The following is a 15978-nucleotide window of genomic DNA, read 5'->3' as shown; positions in this document are numbered from 1 at the left end:
TCGCTTGAGGTGGTTATTGTGCAGCTTGCCGCACGTATGCGCATGAGGCATGAAGCGCGCATGGCAGTGATGTGGCGAAAGCGAGCCCGCCAACGGTTCGGGAAACGGTTGCGATCGTTTTGTGACCGCTTTGTTCTGCGGCGGCACCAATACCATAAGCGAATATTGACGCCATTTCTCCGGCCATTGCGAGTTTGCCTGATGTTGTTGGGCGGATTGATTTGCCGGGGTGCTTTAGCATGGTAATGGTGGTTGCAAGCGCGTTGGTGGCTTGTAGACCGATGAGCGCGGCTGTAATCTCCCTTGGCATAATATCCTTCTTCGTGAACTCATATATAATTTTTGCAGTTGCGATTTTATCAAGACCGGCGTCCACTAATGCGCCGAAATTGCTCGTCTGACTGGTGGCGCGCGCTACCTTGCCATCAAGCGCATCAAGTCCCCGTCCGGCGATAAGCATGGCAGCTCCTTTGGGTGTCTCTGTAGCTTCGGCGCCTTTCCAAGCGAGTACTGCGCCACATACGCTCATTGCGTTTGCTATCGTGAAAATGTCGCGTGTAGTGGCGAGTGGGTTATTTTCCGGTGAGTGGTCGTGTTTCATTGCAAAACTGTAACGCGAACAGAAACAACTTTGCAAGCGCGAGCGATATATCAAGATGCCTGTTGCGTTTGTTATACTGTCGTTTTCTTCTGACCTGCGAGATTCGGACAGATATACTGCGCAGGGTTTCTCTAGGGAGTATAGAGCAGTAGACAAACTCTGGTTTGAACCCAAACCCCAGGGATTGTCATAACTAACGCCACCATTTATAATGGTTCGCACAGTTATGAGAGAAACAATACCATCAGCACCAGACCGTGAGGCCACCTCAGAATCGGTTGATTCTGCACGCGAAATGGGATCTCGAGCAGTTCATGCGGTTTGTCCTCATTGTCAAAGAGAGTTGTTTAAACAGCCCCTTAACTCAACAGCATCTCCTCAGGATGCAAGACAAGAGAGTGTAGCAGATATGTCGTATGCAGTAGTGTCAGAGCCTACCAGCGTTGATGATGACGAAGAAACGAAGACGTCATCCCCCGTTGTACTGAAAGACGTTGATTGCGAGCAACTATCAAAAGATATTGTCTTCGTCCGTAAGGAGCTTGCTAAAGCAAGTGAACCTTCTCCAGCATACCGTCGGTGGCGTCAGGCTGTAGAGGAAAGTGATGCAACATTCGTCGACGATCCTCCTATCGTCCCATGGTCTCTTTTTGTTGATGAAGACTAGAATATTCTAAGCACAATCTACCAGAAAGAGAACTATGCGTTACACGCCCTCATATTCGCCCAACGAGTGGCGGTACTTCCATTCCCTGTGGACTCAGCGTAGCTGGTTGAGGTGTGTTATTCAGTTATCTAATACTAAACAAAGCTTAACTCCTGTGGAGTGGAGATAGGTATTCTAGCTAAACGTCACATGCGTAAGCTCTATAGGCAACGTATCTTAACGCACCAGTTACAGGATCTATGTAAAGAATGGATGGCACAAAGCCAACCATTCTCAAGTTATTTAAAGACCCATTAACTTACGCTTGTTCCATTTTAATTTAATGTACCTATTAACCCATACCGAGCGCAAGTCCGGATTAGGCTCTATTAGTTTAGCTATTGGCTGCAATGCCGCCAGTATTACCAAACAAACCAAGGTGGATATTGAAAGAGTCTTTAGCAAAAGTAATGTTGCCACCATTACTTACGGCAATGGGGGCTGAGTTTAGCAGCTGGCCGTGCCACTTGAGAAAACACTGGCTGCAGATATTTACTTTGCTAACCCGTATAAATCCAGCCAGCGCGGCAGGAATGAAAACTTTAATGGGCTAATTAGAGATTTTTATCCTAAAGGCACTGACTTCAAAAAGCTTACGGCTCTAATGTATATTAGACTTAGAAAATCTATTGAACAACAGACCCAGAAAGCGTCTAGGCGGCTTAACCCCGCTTGAAGTCTTTAAGGCAAATTGTTGTGGTTAGGGTGTTAAGTTAAGCGTTCAACACCTCAGCACCCCTAAAGTAGCCTCCGTAAACCATAAATACACGATCGCTTTTGGCAGCGCGCTTCTCTTAACTCCTACAAAACCGCCAACAACATATCTGTAGTTGGCGGTTTAGTTAGTTAAATTAGTTGCTTAGCTTAGTTAATTAGTTATTTTGCCTGATTGCTTGCTTAGCTGATTAATAGCTAGTATCTTACTTAACTTGATTAAGTTATCGATCGCTTTCTTCAGGATGGCTGCCAATGGTGTCAACTCTAGCTTCTAGGTTACCGTTATCTGTTCGGCATACCGTTACGTTAACAGGAGCATCCTCATTGACAGACCCACCGTGCGCTTCATTGAGCCTTGCTTGCTGCGCTTGAGCGTCATACTGAACAGCAGTTGTGCGTTCTTTGCCATCTTCTTCGTTGATGCCATTTGAAAGCTTATTAATCGCATCGTTACTTTCTTTAAGCGTAGTCTGCTCTGAAACACAAGCAAGTTCTTGCTGTGGAGCATTATCGGTATTGTCTTCGTGAGACAAACTGTTAAAGCCGAATACTGCTCCTGCTGCTACCATTCCTACAGCAATCTTAGTACGTAGACGATACCATAATGGTGCCTTGTACGTATCATTACGGTTGTTATTTGAATATTTCCTCTCTAAACTACTCATGGTTTTCATTGTACCACGGAAAGGGGGTTTTGTCAAGTAGGTATATTCGAGGGTACTTTAACCCAACCCAAAACAACCAACACCCTCCAAACCTGCACCCATACAACACCTCAAGTATATCTACCTGCCCTTTCTTAAGTGCTAAACGTTTATTGTTCGTCTGCTTATCTATTTGCTTACTCATCCATCCACCCATCCATTCATTCACTAACTAATTTAATTTACTTAATTCTCTAAATTCTCTAAATTCTCTTAATTCTCTTAATTCTCTTAATTCTCTTAATTCTCTTAATTCTCTTAATTCTCTTAATTCTCTTAATTCTCTTAATTCTCTTAATTCTCTTAATTCTCTTAATTCTCTCTACCTCTCTATAAGTAGTTCTTTAACAACTCCTATACTCCTATATTCCTAACTCCTATACTCCTAACTCTCCATAGCTCTTTAATGATATCCTCTATAGTTCTATAACTCTATAACTCTATAACTCCCATAGTTTCATAGTTCCATAATCCCATATAATTCTTCTTAATTCTTACCATATAATTCTCCTCTATATATTTATATATAAAAGAAGAGAAAAAAGAATAAAAGATAACAGGGGTAAAATAAACAAGAAATACCGGATATCGATATCCGGTATTTTTAGGCTAAGAGAATAGCTAAAATTATTGGATGTTTATGGGTAAGAGTAAGGATAAAAGTAAGGGTAAGAGTGATAGTGATTGGATATTTGTGAGTAAGAGCAATAGTGAGGGCAATGGTGATGATGGGTAGTGGTAGCACTACCCACTACCCATCACCTACTCTGAAGCTTTAATGGCTATTCTGATAGTGCTACTCCTACTACTACTACTACTATTCCTCCTATTACTCCAACGTAAGTGGAGATAGCCTAAAGCTAGCTTGTTTCGTTAATAGTGTATCATACATTAGCAAGGCATATACGGAATCGTCCTTTCTTACTATAATTCCTCAGCTCCCTGTTCCGTGACCGATATCCGTTTGCTTCGAATTTGCAACATTTGCAACCGGTGCAAGGATGCGAAAATGCCAGGCGATGACCTGCCTGAAAACGTCAATCCGATACTAAATTCGCGCTAGTGGGTAGCACTATGCTATGATGCAAGCTCTGGAGGCTGGTAGTGTCATTTAGTACGATTTTATTGATTTTAATACAAATTTCTGTAAAAGGTATTGACACTTTGTCAATTGTGTGCTAATATTGGAAGTGATTGATTGACTCGGAAGAGAGAAATCAAGTACCTTATACCCCCTATTCTAATAACAGAATTCGCCATTATGGTGGATTCTCTGTTAGGTAGCGCATAAAGTGCGGCCATTAGTAACCTACCCTCCACTATGACCGCCGCTATAGACAGCTTTGTGCGTTTACTAACCCCTTTGTCCAGCGGATCACCAGTATGTGTGAGGTGGATCACGTATACCCAAGACGGGTGGGACGAAGGGCAGTATGGCGCCAGGTGATGCCCACCCTTACCTGGCGCTTTTTTGTTGGCTTGATTTTTTGGCAATTGCAACATAAATTGCAACAAATTTGCAGTAATTGTACAGACAGTGCATACTGGCTGCGTATGGATACAGTAATTAAACAAGTGATGGGATTACCGCAGTTAGCGCCATCGCCAGAAGTTAATCAAGCATTCTCAAAGCTCGTTGAAGCGGTTATTATGCATCCGCAGTGGCACGTTGACGATGCGGCATTGCTGCATGATTTGCAGTGCCGCTGTTCGGAGGCTGAGGGAAAACTGGAGCGGTTTTGGGCGCAAAAAATCATTCAAGCGGACGATTCATCGGCGGCAGTAAACGAATTCCCTTATCAAGATAACTATCGCGCATTGACGTCGCGCGAGATTCAATTGATTGAACGGTCTGGTGCGCATCTCGGTAAACAATCCCGTGTTGCAATTATCGGCAGCGGTTCGTTACCGTTGACGGCATGGTGGCTATACCGGATAACAGGTGCTAAGATTACCCACATTGATTCATGCAAGGTAGCGGTAGATCTAGCAAAACAGCTAGCGCAGGCGCTCCAGTGGCCGTGCAGCTTCGTATGCGGTGATGGGCGGTCGGTTGATCTACCGGTTGACTTCTATGATGTGGTGTATATAGCTGGTCTAGCCGGACAGTCGGTTGCTGATAAGCAGCGTATTGTTGATCATATTTTACCAAGTCTTACGCCTAATGGTCGGGTGGTAGTGCGGAGCGCGCGCGGTTCGCGGGAGCTGCTTTATCCGGCGTTTGCCGCAAGTGAAATTACGCATGTTGTATTGCAGGAAGAATACCATCCAACAGACGAAGTCATTAATTCGGTGTTCGTGTACAGAAAGGAATGCGATGAAGAATAGCAGAGCGCTGTATTTAGTTAATGGCTCGCTCGGTGCAGGTAAGACAACATTATTGCAATACTTGCTGCAACAAGAGCAATATTCTGGCGCGCGCGTGATTGAAAATGAGTTTGCCGCTGAAAGCGTTGATTCGGCGCTTGTTGCAAGGCATGCTGACGAGGTGGCAACAATTGCAGGTTCATGTATTTGCTGCAGTAGCAGCGATGAACTTATTTCTTTGCTGCGCGCATTCTCCTCTTCAACTGCGCCGGTGATCATTGAGTCGACGGGTGTAGCGAATTCGTTAAAGCTTATTGAACAGCTCATTGTAGCAGACATGATTAAGCATTATGAGCTTAAGCAGTCGTTTTATGTGCTTGATGCGCTTGAGTGTGATGTTGAGCGTGTGCCTGAGGCAATGCTGCGAGAAGCGCAGGCGGCAGATATCGTACTATTGAGTAAGATTGATAGATTACCTAGCGAGGTAGCACGCGACCTGCAGACACTGCTGCGTAACCGTGGTCTTACGAATGTTGCTCCTATGCATTTTGGCAAGTTTGATATGACGAAGCTGCGATCGCCGTCGCGTGCGCTAGAGCGTGCTATGCTATATGGCGAAGACGCGCAAAGAGCGGATACTTCAACATATAGCGTTATCGACGTGGCGGCGGCTGACATAACGCCGAATTTGCTTGAGGATGTATGGCGAAAACTGCAATGCGCGTATGGCCTACGACGGCTTAAGGGCGATATTCATAACAAGATACAGTCCTGGCATATTGAGGCAACGCCGCACCAATTCCGCAGCAATGAAACTGATGATCAGCAAAACAAGATTGTTATTATTGGCGAACGAGCGCATGAGATTACACATGATATATTTTTTGCGGAGATGCAACAATGACGGCGCGACAGGCAGTTGATGTATTGCTAGAGCAATACGATGCTTATAAAGAATATAGCGACAAGATTCGCGCGTGCAGCCATCAGCTTGCGAAGCAAAAGCTGCAAGGGATGCCAGTAGACAAATTGACGCGCCGGTTAAGCGAGCTTACAAAGGCGCAAGCTGAATTGTCGGATGCAATGACGTTTGCAACGCCGCTGATATGGTTAATGTATAAATTTGAGGCGTATGCAGACGAACCGCAGCCAATTCGAACGCTACATGACCTGCGGATGCACTGTGCGCGGCCGGGTTATATCTGCACGAAGCGCTTTCGATTTCTTAACGACTATTTGCGAGACAAAGGCGAGCCAACCCTTGATGACCGCACTCAGTATCCTGACGGTATGCTTATTAGCCAAGTCTTCTCTCAAATTGGAGCGATTGAAGACGATTCGGCATTCATGCAGGAATGGCGGCAGCATGAGTACTGCTGCGAGAATGGCATCGTAAAAAAGTGGCACGACGTTGACTGAATTATTCCCGTTTTTTCTAGGGTATAATGAGGTTCATGGCAAAACGCGACAACGACCTGGAATTTAGTATCAACGCGGCGTTTGATGACGAGCGTGCGGCTAACGATACATTGCCGCTTTATCTAGTGAATGGTTCGCTGGGCGCGGGCAAGACGAGCGTCTTAGAGTTTTTGCTGCGATTGGATGAGTTTGCAGGTTCGCGCGTAATTGAAAATGAGTTTGCGAACGAAAACATCGATGGCTACCGGCTGGAAGGCTTAGCAGACATTGTTACGACGCTGGCGGGCGACTGCGTCTGTTGTTCGTCGGCGCATGCGCTCACGCGGATGCTGTATGATTTTAGCCGCTCCTCGCCTGCCCCGGTGTTTATTGAGGCAACAGGCGTAGCGCGGACGATGAATCTAGTCGAGCGATTGGTAAGTGCTGGTGTGTTTAAGCGGTATGAGCTGGCGCATAGTTTTTATATTATTGACGCGCATGAGATTTTGCGTGGTGTTAGCGCGGCGCAGGCACTTGAGATGCAGGCTGCCGATACCGTGCTAGTGACAAAGGAAGATCTACTGACAGAAGCGGAGGCACGAGATTATTGCAAAGAGCGTGCTGCCCTGCCCTACGCGCGCGTCCTCAGTGCGCCGCACGGACGATTTGACGCGAAAGGTTTATCGACGCCGTCTGGGTTATTGACGTTTTTTGATGAGTATGACGGCGAGCTGGCTATTCCAGACAATCCAACCTATAGCGTTATTTATACGTCATGCCTGCAAGCGGACGGTAAGGCATACGAAACGCTGTGGCCTGAGCTGGTTCAAGCGTATGGACTGCGCCGACTTAAAGGCGCGTTTGCCGATCGCCGCGGTGCGCGTCGGCATATTGAGGCAACGCCAACCCATGTAGAGCTGCGCACGGCGCACGCTGATGAACCGTTAAAAATCGTACTCATTGGCGATCGCGCCGAAGAAATGACGTACGACGTATTTGCGTCGCAGTTGATGATGTTTGGCGAGTAATGATAGATTTCTTCTTGTATTACTTACGGTAGCCGGTAGCTTGTTGCGCTGATTGCGCCTGCGATAAACTGGTCAATGATACGAGCGACAGTTGGCGCGGTCCACTCTGCTAGTATCTGCGCTTCGTTGCGGTTAAATTCACTCAAAACAAAATCAATATCGCCAATTTGCCGCCGGCGCGGGTTGTCAGCGCCAATACGAATGTGCCAAAACGCTTGCCCAATATACCGATGGAGAGACTTTAAGCCGTTGTTGCCAGCGTCTTGTCCGCCCCGCCGAATGCGCACTTTGCCGAAGTCAAGTACGATGTCATCGTGAATAACCAGCAGATCGTCGTGCGATAGCTTGTAGAAATCTATTAGTGCGCGTGCGGCGATACCGCAATCATTGTAGTATGTTGTCGGCTTAGCAAGTATGATTGTTTCATTGCCGATTATCGTATGAGCAGTGATAGCGTGAAATTTCACTTGCTCGCGCCATGTAATTTTCTGTGCCGCTATGTATTGATCAAGCATTGCGAACCCAACATTGTGACGCGTGTTGTCGTAGCGCGACTCAGGATTGCCTAAACCGACGATTAGTTTCATAAATTTTACTATAACAGAACTGTGTGATTGGCGTAAGGTATATGACTATAATATTGACTTTTAGTCACTAAAATAGTATAGTGTAAGCATGATGCAGCACGAAGATGAGTACAACCAGTTCCGCCGCCAAGAATGTAAAGGAATTACGACAGAAATGTTTCATGTTGACTTGCCGGTTGATGAGTTTTTGTGCGACGATGTTGAGACAGGGACTGGATCGTATGCGACGCTTTTTCGCAGCGGCAAAGAGGTGTATGCATTGCTTGTGGCACAGCCGAGCGCGATGCAGACGATGGCTGACGTGCAGCGGATTCTGAAAGGCATGGGTCTAACAGTTGATAAATATATGCCGCCGTACGCCGATCCGACGTATTTTTATCGCCAGGCGGCGGCGTTGATTAAACGGCGCTACCCGGCTAGACGGCGCTGGACAGTTGAAGATTTGCGGTACTATAGCCGCCAAACGGCGTACAGCCCGGCGCTTGTCCGCGTGGTTGCGATTGACGGTGCCGTTCGCCGTTACAATGCGGCTGGTAAATCGTGGCAGGATGTGATGGAGTGCTCATTCCGAAAGGTGCGGGTCGCGTATGCCTGAGTTCTGTGATGTGTATGCGGTACAGCTGCGCGAGCTTGATAAGCGCGCCGAAGTGCGTCCATTTTTGTTTCGGGCTGAGGCGCGCCGGGCGTATGCAAATTATGCGCGGCAGCAGCGCCGAATTGCTAAGCGGCTTAAAACGCCCGAAGCGACGGCGCTTGATTTTTATACAGCGTGGCGCGACCAGTATATGGCGCGTATGCAGCGCATAGTAGCGGCAGTTCAGACGGGTAAGCTTGATAAGATGCTGACGCGCGTGTTGCTCTTGCCGGATGATGCAAGCGTAAAGCAGCTCACGCAGGCGCTGATTGAAATTCGCACGGTATGCGAACGCCAGGCGCTAGTTAACGCGGTATATAATAGCCGCCGCAAACGCGCGCGCCGGACAGCGCAAGCGTTGGTTGACACGGGCGATCAAGCGGTGGCGCATACGATTGATAAGTTTGTGAGTTATTATTTATACCGTACGGTAGCGCGGCAGCGGAATATCGCCGTAGTGGATCGGCATGCAAATGTATTTGTTCGTGTAGCTCAGTATATATGTGCGCACTGGCAAATCCGTCAACTGGCGCGTGCGGCACGGCGGCGGCTGGCGAGCATTGATACTGAATTGTTTGCAACTGAGCAGCTGCACGACGGCCTAGTGGCACGCTTGTTTAGTCTTGGGATTGATTTGATTGAGGTGTTGGCGGCGCGGCATGAATACGAGAAAGCGCTCGAAAAGATGAGCGCAGCAGCACGTAGGAGCCCGACGAAGAAGCTGGAACTATATGAGAAAAAAACAGCCAGTATTCGCAGTGCTTATCTTGATTCTGTGCCGGGATTAGCGGGGCTAAAAGATGTGCAGAAGGCAGCAAAAGAGATCGACGACGCGCTTTTGAAAGTATTTGATTTTGATATGCAGCAATGCAATGATTTGATGCGTGCTCTGAAGCGCTACCGCGCGCTAACGCGCGAGCGCAAAGAGCTAGAGCTGCGATTGTCGCGCGATTAAGTTACGGATAAGCTGAGTACAGGTGTAATAAGATTGGGCTCATGTCTTATGGTATCTATCTTTTGGTAATGAGCAAATAGTGATAGCGACGATATTCTCTACTCTATGAAAGAGTTTTTTGTGGTGTGGTATTGCGTTAGAAACCGTGTTACAATACGAGTGTTCTAAATCATTAAAACGCAGTCGCACTTCGGTCGGCAACGCATTTTATTATGCTTTTGCGCGATTAAACCTAAAAGTTAGGGCATCGCGCGAAACATCAGGGCTTAATCGCCCGAAGTGCGGACAAACGATTTAGAACACCGTCGCGGTGTCCTATTTTATTTTGGGACACTTGCAGAAGAGTGTTCTATGAATAGCAGTAACCTATCGATAAATAATTACATAAAACCGTATAACACCATTGCTATTGGTGATAACTTAAGTTATTTAAGATATTTATCGACCAATTTTGTGACCTTTGACGTAGTTTATATTGATCCACCGTACAATACAGGTAAAAACTTTTCTTATAATGATAAGCGTAGTTCGGGCGAATGGATTAGCTTCATGAAAAAACGGCTAGAATTAACAAAACAGATTCTGAAAGATGATGGAGTTATTTTTATTTCGATAGATGATAGTTCGCTCTGCGAGCTGAAGATGGTGTGTGATGATATATTTGGTAAAGATAATTTTATTGGTATTTTTATAACGAAACAAGCCGTACGAAGTAATTCTAAGCATATAAATACAATTCATGAGTATGTTGTGTCTTACGCTAGGAACAAGAAACATCTCGGCAAATTTCAAATTAAAAGAGCTGACAGTCCGAATGAAGCACCTATGATCGAGTATATCTCAAAAAGAGTTCGCAAAGAGTTTATGACTTCGGGGAAAAAGGCTGCCGAAAAATTACTTGCAAAGCTTAATTCTAATTATATGGCGAAGAAAGATATAACTTGGCTTCGTAACTATTCGCAAGTTGATGATAAGGGAGATATATTCTTTCCAAAAGACCTATCCGTGCCAGGCACGCCTGCTGATCTGTTTATTGACGAGATAGATTTAAGGCTGCCGGCTTTAGAGACGAGAAAGTGGTCTTCTAAAAAGAAAATTATCCGGCTTCATGAAGAAAATAAACTTTATTTTAAAGGCGATCGTCCATACGAAATGCATTATTTAAAAGATGCTTGCGATAATGTGTTGTCCATTCTTGATTTTTACTCGCGACAAGGAACGAACGACCTGAAGAAACTTGGTTTATATAATCTATTTGATACGCCAAAACCTGTTGAGTTAATAAAATATCTTATTCGTATAGCCACCTATGAGAAAGATAATGCTTTGATTTTAGATTATTTTGCCGGTTCTGGCACTACAGGTCAGGCTGTCATGGAAATTAATACCGAGGACAAGAAAAACCATATATTTCACCTAGTTCAATTAGACGAGAAGGTTGCAAGAGGCACGGCTCAGTATAAGTTCGCTATCTCAAATAATATTACACCAAGTGTTGACCAACTTATGATACACCGCTTAAACACAGTGAAATACAGGTTGGGATATTCCTCGGACTTTAATGTTGAAAGAATCCACTAATATGAACATGCTATTGAACAGGGGAAACTTTCAGCCGATAGACGAAACATTCTTGACAAAAAGCTTAGATGTTTTTCAGAGAGTTAGTAATATTCAAGAAGAATACGACAGAGGTGACACGGATACTTTTATGAATGAAGTTCGTGATAGTATGGCTGCTAAGTACTTGCATTTTACACACATAAATGTTGATAAACACGGTTTTGATGCGCGACGAACGTTAGTGAATGGTTCTTTTGAGTTTTTAGAGGTTAAGACCGCAAGTTTCGATGCAAGTACCTGGGGAGCTACTTTTAATGACACTAATCAAGAAAAAGCAAACGCTTTTAAGGAGCAGAACGTATACCTTTGTCTGTCTTTATGGCGATATGCGTCTGATCCGTTATTTTTTGCTTTTGGAAAAAATCCTGCTATTGGAAGTTTTCTTGAAGATAAAATGAAAAATCGTCCAGCAGGTTCAAGAAGTACCCAGTCGATTTCACTGCAGAATCTTATAAATCAATACGGCTTTACTATATACTCAGTAGGTAAGACGCCGTTACAATTATTTAATATCTTGCAAATGAAGAGGGGCTGTAAAAATATACCACTTTCAGCTATAAAGATGGTAAACGAGGTCTGACCATTAGATCCCTACTAAGGTTATTTTAGCAACTATGCCTTTTTGTTTCTTTCGTTCGCTTATATGCCTTGGTGACTGGCTCTAAGCCTTTGGCAACACGTTCGCGATTAGATTTGATCTGCTTTTCGTCGCGGAAGCTGAGTTTGATTGGTGTACCGGTGTAGTTGTAGGTGTCGCGGAGCTGTCGCTCTAGATAGCGTTTGTAGCTCCAGTGGACAAATTTTAGGTTGCTGCCGTAAACGACAAACCACGGCGGATTGGTATCAGTATGAACAATGTAACGTAGCTTCGGATGTGAATTTTTAAGCCCGGCAGGCGGGTGTGCTTGAATAGCGCGCTGCAGCATATCGTTGAGAACGCGCGTTTTGGTGGATTGCTGGCGGCGCGCTTGAATATCAAGTGCGAGGTCGAATAATTTCGTGACATTCTGCCCTGTCGCGCTGCTTGTGAAAATCAATGGCGCCCATGGTACGAAATCGAAAGTGTTGGCAATTCGTGGCGCAAGCGCGTCGCGCGTGTAGGCATCCTTACCCATTGCGGCGTCCCACTTACTTACGACGAGCACTAGCCCCTTGCCGGCATCGTTAATAAGTCCGGCAAGGCGTTGGTCAAGCTGGGTGTTGAGTTCGTTAACGTCCATTAATAGGAAGCAGATGTCGGCTTCTTCAATGGCTTGTAAACTGCGTAAAACGCTGAACTTTTCGATGCCGACCGCTTGTTTACCCTGGCGGCGGATGCCTGCCGTATCAATCAGTTCAATTTTATGTCCGTGATAACCGAGCGTAACACGCCCAAGGTCGCGCGTCGTACCAGCGACATTAGCGACGATAGCCTGCTGTTTGCCGGCGAGTGTGTTAAATAAACTGGACTTGCCGACGTTCGGGCGACCAATGAGTGCAACTTTTATGCTATCGCTTGCGGACTTGTCATGAACGATTGGGATTTCAGTACAAACGGCGTCAAGTAATTCGTGGATACCGGTGTTATGTTCGGCGCTGGTGCGGATGATTGTTTTGATACCGAGACGGCGGAATTCGTTGTCCGGCAGGCTGCCGCGCAGGTCGGTTTTATTTAGTAATAATATGACGGGTTTGCGGCTTTTAAGGGCAGTTTTGGCGACGCGGCGGTCTTCGTCGTTCGGATATTCAGTACTATCGGTGGCGACGAGGATGACGTCGGCAGCATCGGCGGCTTCGGCGATTTGTTCTTGGATTGTGGCTTCAAACTCGTCTTCAGCAGGCTTAAGCCCGGCGGTATCAACTAGCCAGAATGTGTGTTGTCCGTGGCGCGCTTTACCAATGACGTTATCGCGCGTTGTTCCTGCTTCGCGTGCAACAATTGCCTGCTGCGCGCGCATAATGCGGTTAAATAGCGAGCTTTTACCAGCATTCGCCCGTCCGATGATTGCAACTGTTGGAAGTTTCGTTGCCATAGTACGGTATATTATAACAGAGGCAACAAGAACGTGCGAATGTAAGTATGGAGGTTATAGCAGTTAGTCTCTTGGGGAGATCAGTGAATTGTAGAAATTTTATGGTGAGCAATGTTGGAGCTAGACTGTTATAAACAAAGTGTAAGCTTATCGTTATCAGGATTGTCTATTTTCCCTTACCGTCTACGGATTATATGAGATAAGTTAATACCAGTTTTTTCGTAGAATATTTCGATAGAACCTTAGTAGTAATCGCTCAGCAAGCGATCGCCATACGCTATATTTTCGTGCATTAATAACGAGATCAAACGCTCCAACGTAATCAGTGACCTTTTTTGAAAAGCTCGTTTTGAATTGACCAACACCATGCAGGAAGTGCGTTTTGTCGTGGATACGGTCGCTTGGCGGCGCTCCGCATAGGTCATGCGTTGTGACTCCTCTCTTACGCGCCCACTGAATAACACGCCACTGTAAAAGGTGTGATGCGCCATAAGCTTTGCGGACACGGACGCTAGCACCGTCTTTGTAAGTTGATTTTTTCTCAAGACAGAGTGCAAAGGCGCCTGCGACAATCTGACCTTGAAACTTGGCGAAGAATAGCTGTCCCATATTGTTTTCGCAAAAAGTCTTCCAGAATTCATAGTGATACGTAAAATCATGGATATAAAAGCCGGCGCTCTGTGCCGTTTCGACCCATAAGTCGTAAAAGGCATGCGCATTTTGGCTGGTGCAAGGGACTTCTTCTACGGTGACGCCATCGCGGAGAGCGCGGTTGATAGCGTACTTTGCTCCCTTCTTTGGCATGGCGCGTAAGAGCTCTTCTTCGCTTTTTGTCGGTGAAATATCAAGCACAACCGTTGAATAATTCGGCTGAATTGGGCGAACAATTTCAAGTCCGAGCTGTTTCATCTCTGCGATAGTCTCCGGCGACTTAAGGATTTCACTTTCCATCTTGACTGCAAAGACGCCATGACGGCTTGCAAAAGCCTGTAAGGGTTTGACAATCTTCTCTAATTGCGCCACGTTAGTAATCCCGGGACCTTTACACGCATACCAAAGCGTGCCGAGACCAAAGATTCGTTTCTCCTGGATCGCGATTGCAAGTGACTTGTTTTTATCAAAATTCTCAATGATAAGGAAACGCGGCGTCCAGCCGGATCGCTGTTTAAATTCTGTTAGCTCTTTGGACTGAAATATATTTCCGCCATCTGGATTTCTGCTGAGTAACGCGTCCCAATTATTTCGCTCTTTATCGGTTGCAAATCTTACGTTCATAGCTATAGTTTATCATTTTTTAGCGGAAGGACGTAGAATTGACTATTCGTGGTATAGTATTAAGAAATAGGTAAAGTGGCGAGTAAGGAGTCAGCTATGAGTGGACGATTAGATATAACGAGAAGAGTTGCTTGTGGTGCTGTGTATGCGGTTATAGCGGCGGTTGCAGGCGCAGTGTTTACGTCAACAATATCGCATGCATACGGACCTGAGCGTGCAACGTTTACTCGCCAGAATGCTGCACCGTATGTTACGCTGAATGCTATTACAGACAGCGATCCTTATGGATATGAGCCGCGCTTCGTACGGGTGCGAGATGTATCGGATAATGCGCCATTTAGTGCAGATTCAGTGAAAATTACAAGCGGTCATACGTATGAAGTATTTCTCTACTACCATAACAACGCAAAATCCAGTCTTAATCTAACTGCTGAAAATACCTATGCGCGCGTCAATATACCTGCCGAAATTCGCAAAGGCGAAAAAGCGCACGTTATTGGGTATGTCGGTGCTTCAAACGCAAACCCAAAAGAGGTTTGGGATGAAGTTGAAATTATTGGTGAAGACGATGTAACGATCAGGGCGATAGGCGATAGTGGAAAAATTGTCGGTTCTAAAGATAATCCGATCAATGGTATGGCAATAGATATCGGCAAGCTTTTATCAAAAGAAGGTCATCCGCTTGGGTATTATGCGCTTGACGGCAAGCTGCCTGGCTGTTCTGAGTATTCGGGCCATCTGTTGATGCGATTTACAGCTGTTCGTGCGGACTTTGATCTAAAGAATAGGGTTTCTGAAGCCGGTAAAAATAATTGGCAAAAGTCGATAAACGTTAAACATGGCGACACTGTTGATATTGCTCTGTCTTATAGGAATACAGGTTCGGTTATCCAGCAAAATGTTAGTTTTCATGACATTTTGCCAAAAGGACTTTCAATCGTTCCTGGGTCTGTAGAGTGGTATAGTGGGCACACTAACGGCAAATGGAAGAAGATTGATACTGAGGATCATCTTACGACTGCTCCCGGTCTCAACGTTGGCGATTATGCGCCACAAGGTAATGCTTACGTTCAATTTAAAGCGACGGTAGATGTAGCGTCATGCGGTTCGCACGTATTAGAGAATAAGCTGAAAATTTATACGGAAAATGGTACGCGTGGAGACACGGCGACTATACGCGTGGAGAATGCGGCGTGTCATGGTGAAACTAACAGTAAGGTCGTCGTTGCTGTGGCCGGTGGTGGTGCGCTGATTGTCGTTATGGGCGTTGTGTGGTTTGTAGTGCGGCGAAAGTCTCATAAGCCTCGTGCGACCGGCAGGCGCAAGAAATAAGCAGCGAGAGGCAGCGCGTGGATGCTGCATGATTTAGTCTTCTATTCTTACGGTATCCGTATTATACTAAGACACGTACATTAGTGAGTATAAGAGAGG

Annotated in this window: 15 protein-coding genes; 10 read left to right on the top strand and 5 right to left on the bottom strand. The window is 45.7% G+C overall.

Annotation, left to right across the window (positions count from 1 at the left end):
* Positions 1-13: 13 nt before the first annotated feature.
* Entirely contained in the window at positions 14-601 is a 588-nt protein-coding gene (locus J5A52_03860) for a CDP-alcohol phosphatidyltransferase family protein (GenBank protein QUB37256.1), read from the bottom strand.
* A 226-nt stretch (positions 602-827) separates the two neighbouring features.
* Here J5A52_03860 and J5A52_03855 point away from each other — a divergent pair, with 226 nt between their 5' ends.
* Positions 828-1268 (top strand): hypothetical protein, encoded by a 441-nt coding sequence (locus J5A52_03855; protein QUB37255.1) that lies wholly within the window; start codon positions 828-830, stop codon positions 1266-1268.
* A 977-nt stretch (positions 1269-2245) separates the two neighbouring features.
* On the opposite strand, the gene J5A52_03850 is transcribed toward J5A52_03855, so the two are convergent.
* Complete coding sequence (locus J5A52_03850; GenBank protein QUB37254.1) at positions 2246-2689, bottom strand: hypothetical protein; 444 nt, start codon at positions 2687-2689, stop codon at positions 2246-2248.
* A gap of 1593 nt (positions 2690-4282) precedes the next feature.
* Between J5A52_03850 and J5A52_03845 the strand changes: the two genes are divergently transcribed.
* The 4 genes from J5A52_03845 to J5A52_03830 are packed head-to-tail and all read left to right on the top strand — an operon-like array spanning position 4283 to position 7461.
* Complete coding sequence (locus J5A52_03845) at positions 4283-5056, top strand: methyltransferase domain-containing protein (protein ID QUB37253.1); 774 nt, start codon at positions 4283-4285, stop codon at positions 5054-5056.
* Positions 5046-5939, top strand: a complete 894-nt coding sequence (locus J5A52_03840) for a hypothetical protein (protein ID QUB37252.1) — start codon at positions 5046-5048, stop codon at positions 5937-5939. Before J5A52_03845 ends, J5A52_03840 begins: the two co-directional genes overlap by 11 nt.
* Complete coding sequence (locus tag J5A52_03835) at positions 5936-6454, top strand: hypothetical protein (GenBank protein ID QUB37251.1); 519 nt, start codon at positions 5936-5938, stop codon at positions 6452-6454. The genes J5A52_03840 and J5A52_03835 overlap by 4 nt, the downstream gene beginning before the upstream one ends.
* A gap of 35 nt (positions 6455-6489) precedes the next feature.
* Entirely contained in the window at positions 6490-7461 is a 972-nt protein-coding gene (locus J5A52_03830) for a hypothetical protein (protein QUB37250.1), read from the top strand.
* Between the two features lie 23 nt (positions 7462-7484).
* Here J5A52_03830 and J5A52_03825 read toward each other — a convergent pair whose 3' ends face one another.
* Positions 7485-8048 carry an aminoacyl-tRNA hydrolase gene (locus J5A52_03825; protein QUB37249.1) on the bottom strand — a complete coding sequence of 188 codons (564 nt, stop codon included), beginning with the start codon at positions 8046-8048 and terminating at the stop codon, positions 7485-7487.
* An 88-nt stretch (positions 8049-8136) separates the two neighbouring features.
* Here J5A52_03825 and J5A52_03820 point away from each other — a divergent pair, with 88 nt between their 5' ends.
* The 4 genes from J5A52_03820 to J5A52_03805 all read left to right on the top strand — a co-directional run bounded on the left by J5A52_03820 (position 8137) and on the right by J5A52_03805 (position 11840).
* Positions 8137-8643, top strand: coding sequence for a hypothetical protein (locus J5A52_03820; GenBank protein ID QUB37248.1), 507 nt, complete (start codon positions 8137-8139; stop codon positions 8641-8643).
* Complete coding sequence (locus J5A52_03815) at positions 8636-9637, top strand: hypothetical protein (protein QUB37247.1); 1002 nt, start codon at positions 8636-8638, stop codon at positions 9635-9637. The genes J5A52_03820 and J5A52_03815 overlap by 8 nt, the downstream gene beginning before the upstream one ends.
* Positions 9638-9988: 351 nt before the next feature.
* Positions 9989-11218, top strand: a complete 1230-nt coding sequence (locus J5A52_03810) for a site-specific DNA-methyltransferase (protein ID QUB37246.1) — start codon at positions 9989-9991, stop codon at positions 11216-11218.
* Between the two features lies 1 nt (position 11219).
* Positions 11220-11840, top strand: coding sequence for a hypothetical protein (locus tag J5A52_03805; GenBank protein QUB37245.1), 621 nt, complete (start codon positions 11220-11222; stop codon positions 11838-11840).
* A gap of 25 nt (positions 11841-11865) precedes the next feature.
* On the opposite strand, the gene der is transcribed toward J5A52_03805, so the two are convergent.
* The gene (gene der / locus J5A52_03800; protein ID QUB37244.1) at positions 11866-13272 is read right to left on the bottom strand and encodes a ribosome biogenesis GTPase Der; all 1407 of its coding nucleotides are present in this window, start codon (positions 13270-13272) and stop codon (positions 11866-11868) included.
* Between the two features lie 204 nt (positions 13273-13476).
* On the bottom strand, positions 13477-14547 hold the full coding sequence (locus J5A52_03795) for a peptidoglycan bridge formation glycyltransferase FemA/FemB family protein (protein QUB37243.1): 1071 nt from the start codon (positions 14545-14547) through the stop codon (positions 13477-13479).
* Between the two features lie 96 nt (positions 14548-14643).
* Between J5A52_03795 and J5A52_03790 the strand changes: the two genes are divergently transcribed.
* Entirely contained in the window at positions 14644-15879 is a 1236-nt protein-coding gene (locus J5A52_03790) for a hypothetical protein (protein ID QUB37242.1), read from the top strand.
* Positions 15880-15978: the final 99 nt, after the last annotated feature.

Source organism: TM7 phylum sp. oral taxon 349 (assembly GCA_018127705.1).
GTDB lineage: Bacteria > Patescibacteriota > Saccharimonadia > Saccharimonadales > Saccharimonadaceae > Saccharimonas.
The sequence above is the reverse complement of the archived record's forward strand: the minus strand, read 5'-3'. Positions and strand labels throughout refer to the sequence as shown.

Coding starts and splice junctions, on each gene's coding strand:
- J5A52_03860 (QUB37256.1), bottom strand. CDS start 601: ATGAAACACGACCACTCACCGGAAAATAACCCACTCGCCACTACACGC.
- J5A52_03855 (QUB37255.1), top strand. CDS start 828: ATGAGAGAAACAATACCATCAGCACCAGACCGTGAGGCCACCTCAGAA.
- J5A52_03850 (QUB37254.1), bottom strand. CDS start 2,689: ATGAGTAGTTTAGAGAGGAAATATTCAAATAACAACCGTAATGATACG.
- J5A52_03845 (QUB37253.1), top strand. CDS start 4,283: ATGGATACAGTAATTAAACAAGTGATGGGATTACCGCAGTTAGCGCCA.
- J5A52_03840 (QUB37252.1), top strand. CDS start 5,046: ATGAAGAATAGCAGAGCGCTGTATTTAGTTAATGGCTCGCTCGGTGCA.
- J5A52_03835 (QUB37251.1), top strand. CDS start 5,936: ATGACGGCGCGACAGGCAGTTGATGTATTGCTAGAGCAATACGATGCT.
- J5A52_03830 (QUB37250.1), top strand. CDS start 6,490: ATGGCAAAACGCGACAACGACCTGGAATTTAGTATCAACGCGGCGTTT.
- J5A52_03825 (QUB37249.1), bottom strand. CDS start 8,048: ATGAAACTAATCGTCGGTTTAGGCAATCCTGAGTCGCGCTACGACAAC.
- J5A52_03820 (QUB37248.1), top strand. CDS start 8,137: ATGATGCAGCACGAAGATGAGTACAACCAGTTCCGCCGCCAAGAATGT.
- J5A52_03815 (QUB37247.1), top strand. CDS start 8,636: ATGCCTGAGTTCTGTGATGTGTATGCGGTACAGCTGCGCGAGCTTGAT.
- J5A52_03810 (QUB37246.1), top strand. CDS start 9,989: ATGAATAGCAGTAACCTATCGATAAATAATTACATAAAACCGTATAAC.
- J5A52_03805 (QUB37245.1), top strand. CDS start 11,220: ATGAACATGCTATTGAACAGGGGAAACTTTCAGCCGATAGACGAAACA.
- der (QUB37244.1), bottom strand. CDS start 13,272: ATGGCAACGAAACTTCCAACAGTTGCAATCATCGGACGGGCGAATGCT.
- J5A52_03795 (QUB37243.1), bottom strand. CDS start 14,547: ATGAACGTAAGATTTGCAACCGATAAAGAGCGAAATAATTGGGACGCG.
- J5A52_03790 (QUB37242.1), top strand. CDS start 14,644: ATGAGTGGACGATTAGATATAACGAGAAGAGTTGCTTGTGGTGCTGTG.